At 64.3% G+C, this 13710-nt stretch carries 13 protein-coding genes; 7 read left to right on the forward strand and 6 right to left on the reverse strand.

All coding sequences use genetic code 11. The features are described from left to right. Positions 1–2 precede the first annotated feature (2 nt). From WG924_RS06255 to WG924_RS06270, 4 genes are read left to right on the forward strand one after another with little or no spacing between them, the layout of a single operon-like run. Positions 3–860 (forward strand): ABC transporter permease, encoded by an 858-nt coding sequence (locus tag WG924_RS06255; RefSeq protein WP_345932142.1) that lies wholly within the window; start codon positions 3–5, stop codon positions 858–860. Then, the gene (locus WG924_RS06260; protein ID WP_345932143.1) at positions 860–2557 is read left to right on the forward strand and encodes an ABC transporter ATP-binding protein; all 1698 of its coding nucleotides are present in this window, start codon (positions 860–862) and stop codon (positions 2555–2557) included. The genes WG924_RS06255 and WG924_RS06260 overlap by 1 nt, the downstream gene beginning before the upstream one ends. A gap of 55 nt (positions 2558–2612) precedes the next feature. Continuing rightward, positions 2613–3962 carry an acyclic terpene utilization AtuA family protein gene (locus tag WG924_RS06265; protein ID WP_345932144.1) on the forward strand — a complete coding sequence of 450 codons (1350 nt, stop codon included), beginning with the start codon at positions 2613–2615 and terminating at the stop codon, positions 3960–3962. Between the two features lie 5 nt (positions 3963–3967). Then, positions 3968–4270, forward strand: coding sequence for an AtuA-related protein (locus tag WG924_RS06270; protein ID WP_345932145.1), 303 nt, complete (start codon positions 3968–3970; stop codon positions 4268–4270). 84 nt (positions 4271–4354) lie between these two features. Here the strand turns inward: WG924_RS06270 and WG924_RS06275 are convergent, their stop codons facing one another. Next, the gene (locus tag WG924_RS06275; RefSeq protein WP_345932146.1) at positions 4355–5110 is read right to left on the reverse strand and encodes an SDR family NAD(P)-dependent oxidoreductase; all 756 of its coding nucleotides are present in this window, start codon (positions 5108–5110) and stop codon (positions 4355–4357) included. 97 nt (positions 5111–5207) lie between these two features. Between WG924_RS06275 and WG924_RS06280 the strand changes: the two genes are divergently transcribed. Beyond that, positions 5208–6155 carry a helix-turn-helix transcriptional regulator gene (locus WG924_RS06280; RefSeq protein WP_345932147.1) on the forward strand — a complete coding sequence of 316 codons (948 nt, stop codon included), beginning with the start codon at positions 5208–5210 and terminating at the stop codon, positions 6153–6155. A gap of 509 nt (positions 6156–6664) precedes the next feature. Here the strand turns inward: WG924_RS06280 and WG924_RS28220 are convergent. Next, positions 6665–6829: a transposase gene (locus WG924_RS28220; protein ID WP_372044728.1), complete on the reverse strand. Its 165-nt coding sequence runs from the start codon at positions 6827–6829 to the stop codon at positions 6665–6667. Positions 6830–7452: 623 nt separating this feature from the next. Between WG924_RS28220 and WG924_RS06290 the strand changes: the two genes are divergently transcribed. After that, the gene (locus WG924_RS06290) at positions 7453–7971 is read left to right on the forward strand and encodes a ricin-type beta-trefoil lectin domain protein (protein WP_345932148.1); all 519 of its coding nucleotides are present in this window, start codon (positions 7453–7455) and stop codon (positions 7969–7971) included. A 169-nt stretch (positions 7972–8140) separates the two neighbouring features. After that, positions 8141–9556 (forward strand): hypothetical protein, encoded by a 1416-nt coding sequence (locus WG924_RS06295; RefSeq protein ID WP_345932149.1) that lies wholly within the window; start codon positions 8141–8143, stop codon positions 9554–9556. A 138-nt stretch (positions 9557–9694) separates the two neighbouring features. Here WG924_RS06295 and WG924_RS06300 read toward each other — a convergent pair whose 3' ends face one another. From WG924_RS06300 to WG924_RS06315, 4 genes are all read right to left on the reverse strand, one after another. Further along, entirely contained in the window at positions 9695–10537 is an 843-nt protein-coding gene (locus WG924_RS06300) for a phosphodiesterase (protein ID WP_345932150.1), read from the reverse strand. A 105-nt stretch (positions 10538–10642) separates the two neighbouring features. Further along, a complete protein-coding gene (locus WG924_RS06305; protein ID WP_345932151.1) occupies positions 10643–11941 on the reverse strand; it encodes an ABC transporter substrate-binding protein in 1299 nt (432 codons plus the stop codon). 19 nt (positions 11942–11960) lie between these two features. After that, positions 11961–12803 carry a carbohydrate ABC transporter permease gene (locus WG924_RS06310; RefSeq protein ID WP_345932152.1) on the reverse strand — a complete coding sequence of 281 codons (843 nt, stop codon included), beginning with the start codon at positions 12801–12803 and terminating at the stop codon, positions 11961–11963. Then, positions 12800–13696, reverse strand: a complete 897-nt coding sequence (locus tag WG924_RS06315; RefSeq protein ID WP_345932273.1) for a carbohydrate ABC transporter permease — start codon at positions 13694–13696, stop codon at positions 12800–12802. The genes WG924_RS06310 and WG924_RS06315 overlap by 4 nt, the downstream gene beginning before the upstream one ends. Between the last annotated feature and the right edge of the window lie 14 nt (positions 13697–13710).

Here is a 13710-nt window from a genome sequence, read left to right on the forward strand (position 1 = left end):
GGATGGCCACCATGTCCCTTGCCCTGTCCCCGACCGCCCGGCGCGTGCTCGCCAGCCGGCCGGTCATTCTGGGCCTCGCCATCGTCGGCTTGATGGTCGCGGCCGCAATTCTGGCCCCCTGGCTCGCCCAGTTCGACCCCACGATGATGAAGCCGCGCTTCCGGCTCCGGCCACCGGACGCCACATACTGGTTCGGCACCGACGCGCTGGGCCGCGATCTGTTTTCCCGCGTGCTCCATGGCGGCCAGATCTCGCTGTTCATCGGCCTGGTGGTCTGCGTGGTCGCGGTCGGCATCGGCACGGTGCTTGGCCTGCTCGCCGGCGCCACCCGCACCCTCGACATGGTGCTGATGCGGGTGATGGACGGGATCATGGCCATCCCCGGCATCCTGCTGGCGGTGGCGCTGGTGTCGCTGTTCGGCGCCAGCTTCCTGTCGGTGGTGATCGCGATCACCTTTCCCGACATCCCGCGCGTGGTGCGGCTGGTGCGCAGCGTGGTGCTGAGTGTGCGTGAGGAACCCTATGTCGAGGCGGCGCTGGGGCTTGGCGTGCCGCGCTGGCTGGTGTTGCTGCGCCATGTGCTGCCCAACTGCATCGCACCGCTCACCGTGCAGGCCACCTATATCTTCGCCTCCGCCATCCTGGTCGAAGCGGTGCTGGGCTTTCTGGGCGTCGGCTATCCGCCCGACGTGCCGACCTGGGGCAATGTCCTGGCCGAAGGTCGCAATTATTTCCAGCAGGCGCCGTGGACCATCTTCTTCGCCGGCGGTTTCCTGGCGGTGACGGTGCTGTCGGTCAACATTCTGGGCGACGGTCTGCGCGACCGGCTCGACCCCAAGCTTGCCGGGCGGAGGAGCTGATGACCATGACCCCCAGTGCCCCGCGCTCCAGTGCCGCGCCCCCCAGTGCCTCGTCCCCCAGCGCCCCGCCCACACAGCCCGTGCTGTCGATCCGCGATCTGTCGGTTGCCCTGCCCAGCGGCGGCGACCGCGTTCATGCCGTGCGCGGCCTGTCGCTCGACATCGCCCGCCGGGAAATCGTCTGCATCGTCGGCGAAAGCGGCTCCGGCAAATCGGTCACCGCCTCGGCGGTGATGGGGCTGCTGCCGCCGGGCACCCTCGCCATCGACGAGGGCAGCATCACGCTGGAGGGTGAGGACATCACCCATGCCACGCCGGCGCGGATGCGGGCTTTGCGCGGCAACCGCATGGCGATGGTGTTCCAGGAGCCGATGACCGCGCTCAACCCGTTGATGACAGTCGGCAACCAGATCGCCGAGGCGATCCGTGTCCATCGCGGCGACATGAGCGCGGCCGAGATCCGGGCGCGGGTTCAGGTGCTGATGACCGATGTCCGCCTGCCCGATCCTGAGCGGATGATCGGTGCCTATCCGCATCAGATGTCGGGCGGCCAGCGCCAGCGGGTGATGATCGCCATGGCGCTGGCGCTGGAGCCGGCCCTGATCATCGCCGACGAGCCGACGACCGCGCTCGACATCACCACCCAGGCCCAGATCCTGCATCTGCTGCGCGCGCTTCAGGACCACCACGACAGCGGCATTCTGTTCATCACCCATGATTTCGGCGTGGTGCGCGAGATTGCCGACCGGGTGCTGGTGATGCGCCATGGCGAGGTGGTCGAGGCCGGCCCCGCCGCCCAGGTGCTGGAGGCGCCGGTGCATCCCTATACCCGGATGCTGCTCGATGCGGTGCCGGCGGGCGATGTGAAACCCGCCGACACGGTTCGGCGCGCGCCGTTGATCGAGGTCGAGCATCTTGACCTGGTCTATGGCGGCCGCAGCCTGTTCGGTGGCGGCCGCGCGGTGCGGGCGGTCGACGATCTGTCGTTCACGCTGGGCGAGGGCGAAACCCTGGCCGTGGTCGGGGAAAGCGGCTCGGGCAAGTCGACCGTCGGGCGGTGCCTCACCGGGTTCAACACCCCCACCGGCGGCCGTATTCTCTATCGCGGCCGCGACATCGCCGGGCTGCGGGGGCGGGCGTTGCAGAGCTATCGGCGCGGTATCCAGATGATCTTTCAGGATCCGTATCGCTCGCTCAACCCGCGTCGTCGTATCCTCGACACGCTGATCGAGGGGCCGGTGCAGCATGGTGTGAGGCGGGCGGATGCGGTGGCGCGCGCCGCCGGTCTGGTCGAGATGGTGGGGTTGAGCGCCGATGCCCTCGACCGTTATCCGCATGAATTCTCAGGCGGCCAGCGCCAGCGGATCTGCATCGCCCGCGCGCTGGCCATGGAGCCCGAGGTGATCGTGGCCGACGAGGCGGTGTCGGCGCTCGATGTCTCGGTGCAGGCGCAGGTGCTGGAGCTGATCGACGATCTTCAGCAGCGGCTGGGCTTCGCCATGGTGTTCATCACCCATGACCTCAGGGTCGCGGCGGCGATCGCCGACCGGATCGCGGTGATGCAGCGGGGCCGGCTGGTCGAATGCGGGCCGGTGGGCGAGGTGTTTCTCAAGCCCCGCGCGGCCTATACGCGGGAACTGCTCGCGGCCATTCCCGGTGGCGCCCTCGGCGACGCCGCCACCGCCGCCGCGTCCTGATCGCGCCTCGCCGGCAGCCCCCCGGCCGCCGGAACAGTTTGACGGAGGACATCCTTTGAAGCGGGTGAGACTGGGTGCCGGTGCCGGTTATGCCGGCGACCGCATAGAACCTGCGGTCGAAATCGCCGCCGATGGCGATGTGCAGTATCTGATTTTCGAATGCCTGGCCGAGCGGACCATCGCGCTGGCCCAGCAGGCCCGCAGGCAGAACCCGGCGGCGGGTTACGATCCGCTGCTGGGCCGGCGGATGCGGGCGGTGCTGCCCGTCGCCCATCGCAAATCCGTGCGGATCATCTCCAATATGGGGGCCGCCAACCCGGTCGCCGCCGCCGAAGAGGTGGTGCGGATCGCCCGCGCCCATGGGCTTCATGGCCTGAAGGTCACGGCGGTTGCGGGCGACGACGTGCTGCATCTGCTCGACCCCGCCGGCACCTGCCTTGAGGAAACCGGCCAGCGCCTGAGTGTGCTTGGCGACCGGGTGATCTCGGCCAATGCCTATCTGGGGGCGGGGCCGATCGTCGAGGCGCTGGCCGCCGGCGCCGATGTGGTCATCACCGGCCGGGTGGCCGATCCGTCGCTGTTCGTGGCGCCCTTGCTGCATGAATTCGGCTGGGCGGCCGACGATTGGGCGCGATTGGGGCAGGCCACGGTGATCGGGCATCTGCTGGAATGCGCCGGCCAGTTGACCGGCGGCTATTTCGCCGATCCGGGCCGGCGCGAGGTGCCGGGTCTGGCCCGGCTGGGCTTCCCGATCGCCGAGGTATCGGCTGACGGAACAGCCGTGCTGTCGAAGGTCGCGGGCTCGGGCGGACGCCTCGACCGCGCGACCTGCACCGAACAACTGCTTTACGAGGTGTTCGACCCGCGGCGCTATGTCACCCCCGATGTGGTCGCGGATTTCTCGGGCGTCAGCTTCACCCAGGACGGCCCCGACCGGGTGCGCGTGTCCGGTGCCGACGGCCGGCCGGCGCCCGATCTGCTCAAGGTGTCGGTCGGCTATACCGACGGCTATTTCGGCGAGGGCCAGATTTCCTATGGCGGGCCGGGCGCGGTCGGCCGCGGCCGTCTTGCGCTCGACATCGTCGCCGAGCGCCTGCGCCTGACCGGGGTTGAGGCCGACGAGTTGCGCTTCGACTTGATCGGCATCGACGCCCTGCATGGTTCCGCCGCCGCTGCGGCTGCCGCCGGCCGGCCTGAACCGGCCGAGACCCGCGCCCGGGTGATCGGCCGCACCGCCACGGCCGGGCAGGCGCAGCGCATCGGCGACGAGGTCGAAACCCTCTACACCAATGGCCCGGCCGGTGGTGGCGGCGTGTCGAAATCGGTTCGCGAGATCATCGGCGTCGGCTCCACCTATCTGCCCCGCGCCCTGATTCGTCCGGTTCTCCGCCATTTCGAGGTCTGACCGCCATGAAGCTCCGCGACATCGCGCATTCCCGCACGGGCGACAAGGGCGATACCTCCACCGTGTCTCTGATCGCAGACGACCCGGCCGACTACCCGCGCCTCGAAGCCTGGGTCACCGCCGACCGGGTGGCCGCCCATTTCGCCGGGCTGATCGCCGGCCCGGTCGACCGCTACCCCGTACCCGGCCTCGCCGCGCTCAACTTCGTCCTCCATTGCGCCCTCGGCGGCGGCGTCACCCGCTCGCTGCGCCTGGATCAGCACGGCAAGAGCCTCAGTTCCTGGCTGCTGGATATGGAGGTGCCGTGATCTGCTCGCAGCCTTCACCTGCCATTGTTCAGGCCAATGCCGGGTTCAGGCCTGCCGGCACGATGCCGGCGGATCCTGGTCCGGTTACCAGGGATAGGTTTCGTTGACCGAACCGGTGAAGGTGCCCGTCGGGCCGTCGCTGCTGAGGGCGACGCGAACGGCTTCGGCGGCGCCCTGCTGGACGGTCTCGGTGCCTTCGTAATTGTTGAGCGCGGTGCTGGTGAAGCCCGGGGTCACCGCATTCACCTTGATACCCTCGGCTTCGAGATCGATGGCAAAAGCGAGCGTGATGGCGTTGAGCGCGGTTTTGGACGCGCCATAGCCGGGGTTGAACGTCGCCCGATAGGGGTGGGGCGTGGAGTTGACGGTGAGCGAGCCGAGGCCGCTTGAGACGTTGACGATGCGCGCGGCCTGCGATTTACGCAGCAGGGGAACGAAGGCCTGGGTGACGGCGAGGACGCCGAAGACGTTGGTCTCCCATATGGCGCGGACCTCATCGACCGAAATCAGCGTCGCGCGCGACCGCTGGATATAGTCGTGCATGGTCTCGCTGTCCTGGCCGTTGGCCCGGGAAATCGCGGCGTTGTTGATGAGAATGTCCAGGCGGCCGAATTGCTGCCCGACCTGTGCTGCGGCGGCGCGGATCGACGCCTCGTCGGTGACGTCGAGCTGGATGGGATGGACATCCCCGTCGATGGTTTGAGCGGCCGCCTTGCCGCGGTCGAGATTGCGCGAGGCGAGCAGCACCGTGAGCCCGCTCGCGGCGAGGTCGGTCGCGATCTGCAGCCCGATGCCCTGATTGGCGCCGGTCACGAGGGCGATGCGTGCGGTTCCAGTCATGATGTGATCCTGTTGCTGGTTGGACGAGCAGGAGATGGCCACAGGCGGTTGGACGTTCTATATTCAGACGTCCAAAAGAATTTTGAATGAGTCCAGAATGGCTGATCCCCTCGCCCAGATTGTCGGTCTGCTGCAGCCGGGCGCGCCGTTTTCCAAATGCGTCACCGGCTCGGGGCCATGGCGCGTGCGGCGGACGCAGTCGCCCGATCCCTATTACGTCGCCGTGCTCAAGGGGAGCCTGCGTTACTGGGATCACCAGAGCGGCGAGGTCATCGTCAATGCGGGCGACTTCATCCTCATTCCATCGGCGCAGGACTTCATGATGTGGAGTGAGGCGCCCAGCCAAGACCGCGACCTGGTGATCGACCCGGTCATCCTGCCGGGAGGCGGGTATCGCGTCGGCAGCGTCGATGGTCCGGTCGATATGCGGGCGCTGGTCGGTTACTGTATTTTCCAGTCCGACGACGCGGTCTTGCTGTCCTCGCTGTTACCCAGACTGGTGGTCGCGCGGGGGGAGCACCGTCTGGCCATGCTGATGCAGTTGCTGGGCGAGGAGGCTGTGGGAAACAAGCCGGGGCGGGAGGTGGTGTTGCAGCATCTCCTTGAAGTGCTGCTGATCGAGGCGCTGCGGACAACCGCCGAACCGGGCAACTCTCCGGGCTTGCTGCGCGGCCTGTCGGACGAGCGGCTGGCGGTGGCGATCAGGGGCATGCATGCAAAGCCCGACCGCGGCTGGACCGTCGCCGAACTGGCGCGGACGGCGGCCTTGTCGCGATCGGGCTTCCACGAGCGGTTCCAGAGCGCGGTGGGCATGGCGCCGATGGAATATCTGACGGCCTGGCGGCTGGCTTTGGCCAAGGACTTGTTGCGCAAGCGAGAGGCGAGCGTGGCCGACATCGCCCGACAGGTCGGCTACCGCTCCGCCAGCGCCTTCAGCGTGGCCTTCACCCGCGAAGTGGGCGTGTCGCCGGCACGCTATGCGCGCGACACCGCCGCCACATTGTCCGGTGCGGCGGCGGAAGAATTTGAAGGCGCCATCGCCTGAACGGGGGGGCGGTAAGCGGCGGTTCTGGCCGTGTTGCGGGCGGGGGCGGATAGTTTGCTGTCCACCCCAATGCCTCCACGAAATGTGCGATAGACCTGTCTGAACCGCGATCCCGCAAGGCCTCCCGGCATCCGTTGGCGTCAGAGCCTTTGCCCACGATGAAGGTAACGGACTTTCGGCATCCTGGGTATCAGAAGATCTATTCCAGTCATGTCGGAAGAAATTCCGGGCGTGAGCACGAGCGTATGAGGCCGCCCGAGAGTATCCGCCGGGAGGTGGACTTTGGTTGTCTGCCCATTCCTTGACTTGCCGATCGCCCGAATTTTCGCTCCCGCCTTTCCGTCATATGGCTTCCCCCATGTGCAGACCGGTGGGCCTTTACGTAGGCTTAAGTCGATCGCCATTGATTTCGTGACGGCTCCGGACGCGGCTAAAACCTCTATCAGGCCCGTCCAGAAACGACGGCGGCACCAACGGTTGAAGCGGTTATAGATGGTTGTCGACGGTCCTTACTCCGCCGGGCGGTCGCACCATCGACACCTCGTTCGCAGCACGTGGATGATGGCGGAAATCACCCGCCGGTCATTCACATGCGGGGCACCGGGCTGGTTCTTGGGCAGGTGCGGTTCAAGCTGCGCCCACTGTTCGTCCGACAACCAGAACAGCTGAGACATCGTATTCCACGTGGCTGAAGGGCGGTGAACTCACATAATGCCCTCACTATCAATATGTTGGTTGGGTTTTGAGCCTCGACACGACCAGCCTGGCTGGAGGCGCGGTCTATGGTCCTTCCTTGGCTGCGGCTGATGGAGGACGCGCCCCGATGCTGACTCGCGAGAGGTGCGGGCCGGCTTCGCCCGCCATCCTCGTCGCCGTTCCACGCTGCCTGAGGTCAGGCTTTTCTCCCACTCCATGACCTATCCCAATACGATAGTAGCTCGCCTCTTGAGGGATTGACTCCAGAAGATATTACTTCTTATTATAAAAATATGGCCCAAATTTCGATGATAATGATGTCGTCGATTGAGTTGCTCCTGGATGTATGGCGTCGCGCGGATCGCACGTTCGGCGATCGTGGCCGTTTCCTTGTGAGTGCCTCAGCGGGTGACCTTTTCTGCGAATAGAGGAGCGTGACACTTTGTGCAATTGTCGGCTGCGTGATTGTTCACGATGTCGCTCTCTGGAGCAGACCGGAACCGTCTAACCGGGTAACGATCATTAGCGAAACCAATACGATAGGATGATCCTCGTCAGGGGGATTACGCGGACATCACTTCGTACAACATGGAGCTAAAGAATGACAAAGCATGATTTACTTTCGCGCGCGATACCGCTGTCCCAGCTTGCGGGTTCAAGCACGCATTTTGTCGTGAACCAGGGTTTTGGTGCCTATCTGAAGCTGGGCTTCGACACAGACAGCTATAATGACCGCTATGCTTATGCTCATGAAGGTAACCGAGACGGCGACGAGCGCTATGCCTGGGTCATCACGCCCCTCGGAGGCGATATGTATTCGTTTCAGAATGCCTCGAACACCGGCGGCTTCCTGTTCGAAGGCGACCAAGCGGACGGCGACGGGGATCATCGCATCCGGGGGCACAACACGAGTAATATTGTTGGATCGAAAGGTGACCGTTACAAATTCAAAGTGCTCCCGGTTGATGGCGGGGGAAATATATATCATATCCAGACGGTTTCCGGCGACATCATGAAAGCAGGGTACTCCAGAGATGACGATGGAGATTATGGCGTTTACGGCCAGCCGAAGAACGATGATGGCGATCGTTATCAATGGATTATTGTTCCGGTCCCTTGATTTATTACGTCACGGTAGATGATGTAATAAAATCTGGACGGTAGACCGTTCAACCTTTTCGATCGAGGCGGTGCTTCTGCGCTCACGGTGGTGCCGGAATTGCGTCGGCTGGAATACAGCGAAGATAAGCTTGAGAAATAGATGGCATTCCCGAAGAATGGAGACTGATATGCTTGTCTACAGAGGGAAATTGCCGCCGCATTCAGATGCGGGAGCCGGCGAGATCGTCGTCATATTTCTTGAAGCCATCGAGCAAAACCGGCCGGTTCTTGCCATCTGGCAGCAGAATGCCGCCTCCGACGGTGGTGTCGCGCAGTCGCACAGGACCTTCGGCACAATCGAACAGGTGACGATCTCCGCAAATGGCAAGGTGGTCTCGTTTTCCGGTGATCTGGACTACCGATTTGAGGGCACGGTCGGTTCAGATGGCGCCGAATTTGTGCTGGATATCACGAATGGTCGTGCCGGTACACGGCAGCAAACGGTCTTGCGGCCGTCATCCGCCATCGCCCCCAGCATCGACGCGGTCTGGAATAAGAATTCGGTAATCGTCAATGATACATCCACCGCTTATTATTGCTCAATGGAGGAATCAAGTAGTCACGCCGATATAAAATCGATCATTCTGGGTAGCGTCGGAGCACTCTATGGCTTCATTGGCCTGCTGACACTGGCGCCGGGAACGCCCTTCATCGTTGGGGCGAGCGTCGCGGCACAGGGGGCGATGCTGGCTGGAGGCTCGCTCGTGGACACGCTAATTCCCTCGTCCACCGACGGGCCCGTGAAAACGCTTCTCCTGCCCGAGCGCCGGATGTCGAGATTGTCCGAATCCGGATACTCTGTCGCCCCTGACAATGCCGTCACCTTGACCCAGGTCACTATTCGGAATGGCCATATCCTGTCTGTTCAGGTGGCATCTTACGACGGTTTAGGCACTGACACAGTAAGTCTTCGATATATCCTCAACAAAATCGGAGGAAAGTGGGAAAATCTACTCGAACTTGATCTGGGTTCAGATCAGAATAAGAGAATTGAGGCCAGGGCCATCGCCGTCATCTCTGGTATCGACATTCCTAACAAGCTGCTTGGAGAAGCCTTTGATTACAGAAGTAATTTGGCCGAATGTGACGGCGGCACCATGATCAATTACCAAACCCAGGGGTTGAGCAACTCGTACATGTTTCCTCCCTGGCCCAGTTCGGCAAGGCCGACTTTCAACATTCAGGCCGGCAGCGTTCTATCCTTTGTCGAATCGCCCAGTGCATCATTGACCTCGAACGCATCGGTGCTCACGTTGGAATCATCACCTCTGGCGCTGATCTGGCGACTGCCGCAATACGGGGTAAGTGACCCGAGCAATAGAGGCATCTCCTTGGGAACGGCTGGCGACGAAGCCGACATGAGGCGTATTGTTGCGCAACATGGGGGCGCCTTTCTGGTCTACAGCTGGGGCGGCAATGGCGGTCCCGTCCTGGGATATACCGCGGCCCAAAATTCAGGCGTGCAGATCGTGCCGACGACGGTCCGCACTGACCTCGTCTATATGTCCGTGCTGCAGGAGGAGGCGTTCCTCAAGGCGGTCTGAGCCGGTCGTCACAGGGGTACCGGCTTCCATGGTCATCGCGAGGGCGGCGCGGCATCTTGGGCATCTGGCTTCCTGGATCGTCGCTGGCCCTGACCATCCGGCGGGTGCTGACGACCCGATCCACGCCGCACAGCACACTCACCCCACCCCCATCTCCGCCCGCCGCGCCTGCTCCTCCCAGAACCCACCCGAAACATCGGTCAGGTCGGTCACCGGGCCGGCATCGAGATAGTCGTGGGTGTGGACCGTGGTCTGGTCGGGGGTGAGCGTCACCACCGCATAGGCCGGCGGTTCGTGGCTGACCTGGATGTCCGGGGCCTGGAGGTTGAACCAGACCTGATGATTGGTCGCGCGCAGGGTTGAGAACGGAATGCCGCGCCACGAGCCCGAAACCGGCCGGTGGACATGGCCGAAGAAGATATGGCGGATGCGCGCGCGGTGCGGGGCGATGCAGGCGTCGAAATCATCCGGGCGGATCAGGCCGATCCGGTCCATCGATGCGATGCCGAGCGCGAAGGGCGGGTGGTGCATGAACAGATAGGCGGGCGCATCCGGTGCCTCGGCCAGCCGTGCCGCCAGCCAGTCCAGGCGCGGCTGATCGTACCAGCCGGCATGGGTGCCAGAGAGGTTGGTGTCCAGGAAGATCAGCCGGCCGGCGGGGGTGTCGTCGACGCTCTGCACCCGGCCATCGGCATCGACCGGCGCATCGGGGAACACCGCGCGAAAGGTCTCGACCGTGTCGTGATTGCCCAGCAGCAGCCGCACGGGCACGGTCAGCGCCCGCAGGCTGTCGCGCAGCGCCAGGAACGCCGCCTTGTCGCCATAATGGGTCAGGTCGCCGGTGATCACCGCCAGCGCCGCATCGCCATGGTTGCGGTTGATATCGGCGATGCAGGCGTCCAGCCGGGCGCGCGGGTCCAGGCCATAGAGGCGCTCGCCGGGGCGGACGAAATGGGTGTCGGTCAGATGGATCAGCTTCATCGGTGAAATCCTGGCATAGCGAGGCCCGCCAGCGGCGATCGCCGGCGGGCCAGAGAGATCTGATGGCTGGGGATATCTGATGGTCGGGGCGGAGGGGCCGGCGGGTCAGCCGGCCTTGGGCAGCAGGCGCTGCACGTCGCGGGTCATGTCGTCCAGCACCGCATCGGGCTCGGCGGCGCGGGCGCGGGTGACGATGGAATTCATGTGGTCCTTGATCACATCGGTGATCTTCAGGCCGTTCTCACCCGGAAACGCATACCACTTGGTCAGGATCGGCAACTGCTTCACCGCCGTGTAGTGGTTGGGGTTCTCGACATAGAAGTCCTTCAGATAGACGTCATTGGCCTTCTTGTTGGGCGGCATGTAGCCGGTGGTCTTGGCCATGATCGCCGCACCCTCGGGGCCGGTGACGAATTTGACGAACTGCCAGGCGGCGGCCTGTTTCGTCTGATCGGGGGTGACGATCATCACCACATTGCCGCCGGCGGGCAGGCGGCCGGTGCCGGGCTTGACGTCGGGGAAGACATGGGTCTTCAGCTCGAACTTGCCGTCGATCATGGTCGTGGTCTTGGTGAGGTCGGAGGTGGAGGTGATGTGCACCCCGGTCTTGCCGGCGGCAAAGGTGGCGCGGGCATCGGGCTGCGACAGGTTGGGCATGTTGGCCTCGGTTACGAAGCGCGCCAGATTGCGCATCGCGGCGCGTCCGGCCTCGCCGTCGAAGGCGACCTTGGATTCATCGGCGGTCAGCATGGTGCCGCCCTGCGCGAAGACCGGCGCCTGCCACAGCCAGTTGCCGGTGATGTCCCAGACATAGGTCATGCCGTTGATGTCGGGGCCCAGCGCGTCGATCTTCGCCGCCAGGGCGATCACCCCGTCCCAGGTGGTCGGCAGGTTGGCGGGGTCGCCGCCGGCGCGGCGCACCAGATCGAGATTCCAATAGGTGATCGGCAGCGAAATCGCGAAGGGCAGGGCATAGACATGGCCGTTCTGGGTGCCGATGTCGTACATCGCCTGATGGAAGCCTTCGGCCTCGAAATCGGTTTCGGCGGCGATGAAACCGTCCAGCGGCTGGGCGATCTCGCGATCGACCAGAATGCGCACCCGGTTCAGGCCCTGGAAGGTCACGTCGGGCAGTTGACTGGTCACCGCCTCGCGCAGCACCTTCTGGGTGCCTTCCTCGTAATCGTTATAGGGCGCGCGATAGGTCAGCGTGATCTCGGGATGCAGCGTCGCGAAGGCTTCGCGGATCTGCTTGTGGGTCTCGTTGAACAGCTCGCCATAAGGATACTGAACGGTCAGCTCCACCGGGTCGGCGGCCATCGCGGCCGGCACGGCCATCGTTGCGGACAAGGGCAGGGCGATTGCCGCGGCGATGGTGGCCGCGGACAGCAGATGCTTCAGCATGGGTGCGGTCCTTTGATGTCTATTTCATGCCGGTGAGGGTGATGCCCTCGATGAACCGGCGCTGGGCAAGCAGGAAGGCTGCGACCAGAGGGGCGATGATCAGGGTTGCCGCCGCCATCAGGGGCCCGAAATCACTGCCGGCCTCCTGATTGCGGAAGGCGGCGACACCCAAGGGCGGGGTCAGCAGGTGTTCGCTGTTGATCACGATCAGCGGCCAGAAATAATCATTCCAATGCGCGACCACCGAGAAGATGCCGAAAGCGGTGATCGCCGGGATCGCGGTTGGCAGCATCACCCGCCAGACGATGGCGAATTCGCTGAACCCGTCCATCCGGGCCGCGTCGATCAGGTCATCCGGCACGGTCAGAAAGAACTGGCGCATCAGGAAGATGCCGAAGACCGAGATGGTGAAGGGCAGGATCAGGGCGGCATAGCTGTCCAGGATGCCAAGCTGATGGAACAGCAGGAACACCGGCACCGAAATCGCATGGGGCGGGATCAGCAGGCAGAACAGGATGGCCGCGAAGATGGTCTGCCGGCCGCGGAAGCGCAGCTTGGCGAGCGCATAGGCGCAGGGCAGCGCCACCACCACCTGAAGCGCGAAGATCGCCGCGGTCACCAGCACGCCGTTGATCATGAAGCGCAGCAGGGGTGCCCGGGTGACCGCGGCGGTATAGTTTTCAACCGCATACAGCTCGTGCGGCCACAGCCGGATGTGATCGAGGAAGATCTCGGAGGCCGGCTTCAGCGAGGTGGCGACCATCCACACGAAGGGGGCCAGCATGAACGCCGCGCCGGTCAGCAGAACCGCGTGACGCAGCAGGCCGGCGAGCAGAGACGAGGGGCGGGGCGCGGCGTTCAACTGTAGTGCACCTTTCGGTCCAGGACGCGGATCTTGACCAGCGTCAGCAGCAGCACGAAGGCCAGGAAAACCACGGTGATGGCGGCGGCATAGCCGGACCGGAAGAACTCGAAGCCCTCGGCATACATGGTGTAGAGCAGAACCTCGGTCGCCTTGTTGGGGCCGCCCTTGGTCAGCACATGCACGGTGTCGAACACCTGGAACGACCGGATCGAGGTGATCACCAGCACGAACAGCGTCACCGGCCCCAGCATCGGCCATGTCACCAGCCGGAACCGCGCCCAGGCGCCCGGCGCGCCGTCCATCTCGGCCGCGTCATACAGAAAGCGCGGGATCGAGATAATGCCGGCCATGAACAGCACCATGTTGAAACCCAAAGCCTGCCAGATGCCGATCACCGCCAGCACGAACAGCGCCAGATCGCCATCGCTCAGCCAGTTCCGCGGCGTCAGCCCCACCAGCTTGATCAGCAGGTTGACCAGCCCGAATTGCGGGTGGAGCATGAATTCCCACACGATCGACATCGCGATCAGCGTTGCCATCACCGGCAGGAAATAGACCGCGCGATAGAAGCCGCGCCCGCTGCCGCCGCTTTCCACCAGCAGCGCCACGCCAAGCCCCAGCGCCACCGACCCCGGCACCACGATCGCCACATAGATCAGGGTGTTGGCCAGCGAGATGCGGAACACCCGGTCGGCGAACATCTCGGCGTAGTTGTCGAGGCCGATGAAGCTGAAGCCGCGCGCGCCGAGCTGGTAATCGGTCAGCGACAGCACCACCACCGCCAGCACCGGGCCGACCAGCAGCAGACCCATCAGCAGCACCGCCGGCAGCGACAAGGCCCAGGCCACAAGCCCCGGCCCGCGCCGGATGGGGCGGCGGCGCATGGCCATGCGGGGGGCGATGT

It is taken from the genome of Tistrella arctica (genome assembly GCF_039630945.1).
GTDB lineage: Bacteria > Pseudomonadota > Alphaproteobacteria > Tistrellales > Tistrellaceae > Tistrella > Tistrella bauzanensis.

What these genes read in the sequence shown, in the direction of transcription:
- WG924_RS06255 (WP_345932142.1), top strand. Translation starts at nt 3, where the DNA reads ATGGCCACCATGTCCCTTGCCCTGTCCCCGACCGCCCGGCGCGTGCTC.
- WG924_RS06260 (WP_345932143.1), top strand. Translation starts at nt 860, where the DNA reads ATGACCATGACCCCCAGTGCCCCGCGCTCCAGTGCCGCGCCCCCCAGT.
- WG924_RS06270 (WP_345932145.1), top strand. Translation starts at nt 3,968, where the DNA reads ATGAAGCTCCGCGACATCGCGCATTCCCGCACGGGCGACAAGGGCGAT.
- WG924_RS06275 (WP_345932146.1), bottom strand. Translation starts at nt 5,110, where the DNA reads ATGACTGGAACCGCACGCATCGCCCTCGTGACCGGCGCCAATCAGGGC.
- WG924_RS06280 (WP_345932147.1), top strand. Translation starts at nt 5,208, where the DNA reads ATGGCTGATCCCCTCGCCCAGATTGTCGGTCTGCTGCAGCCGGGCGCG.
- WG924_RS28220 (WP_372044728.1), bottom strand. Translation starts at nt 6,829, where the DNA reads ATGTCTCAGCTGTTCTGGTTGTCGGACGAACAGTGGGCGCAGCTTGAA.
- WG924_RS06290 (WP_345932148.1), top strand. Translation starts at nt 7,453, where the DNA reads ATGACAAAGCATGATTTACTTTCGCGCGCGATACCGCTGTCCCAGCTT.
- WG924_RS06295 (WP_345932149.1), top strand. Translation starts at nt 8,141, where the DNA reads ATGCTTGTCTACAGAGGGAAATTGCCGCCGCATTCAGATGCGGGAGCC.
- WG924_RS06300 (WP_345932150.1), bottom strand. Translation starts at nt 10,537, where the DNA reads ATGAAGCTGATCCATCTGACCGACACCCATTTCGTCCGCCCCGGCGAG.
- WG924_RS06305 (WP_345932151.1), bottom strand. Translation starts at nt 11,941, where the DNA reads ATGCTGAAGCATCTGCTGTCCGCGGCCACCATCGCCGCGGCAATCGCC.
- WG924_RS06315 (WP_345932273.1), bottom strand. Translation starts at nt 13,696, where the DNA reads ATGGCCATGCGCCGCCGCCCCATCCGGCGCGGGCCGGGGCTTGTGGCC.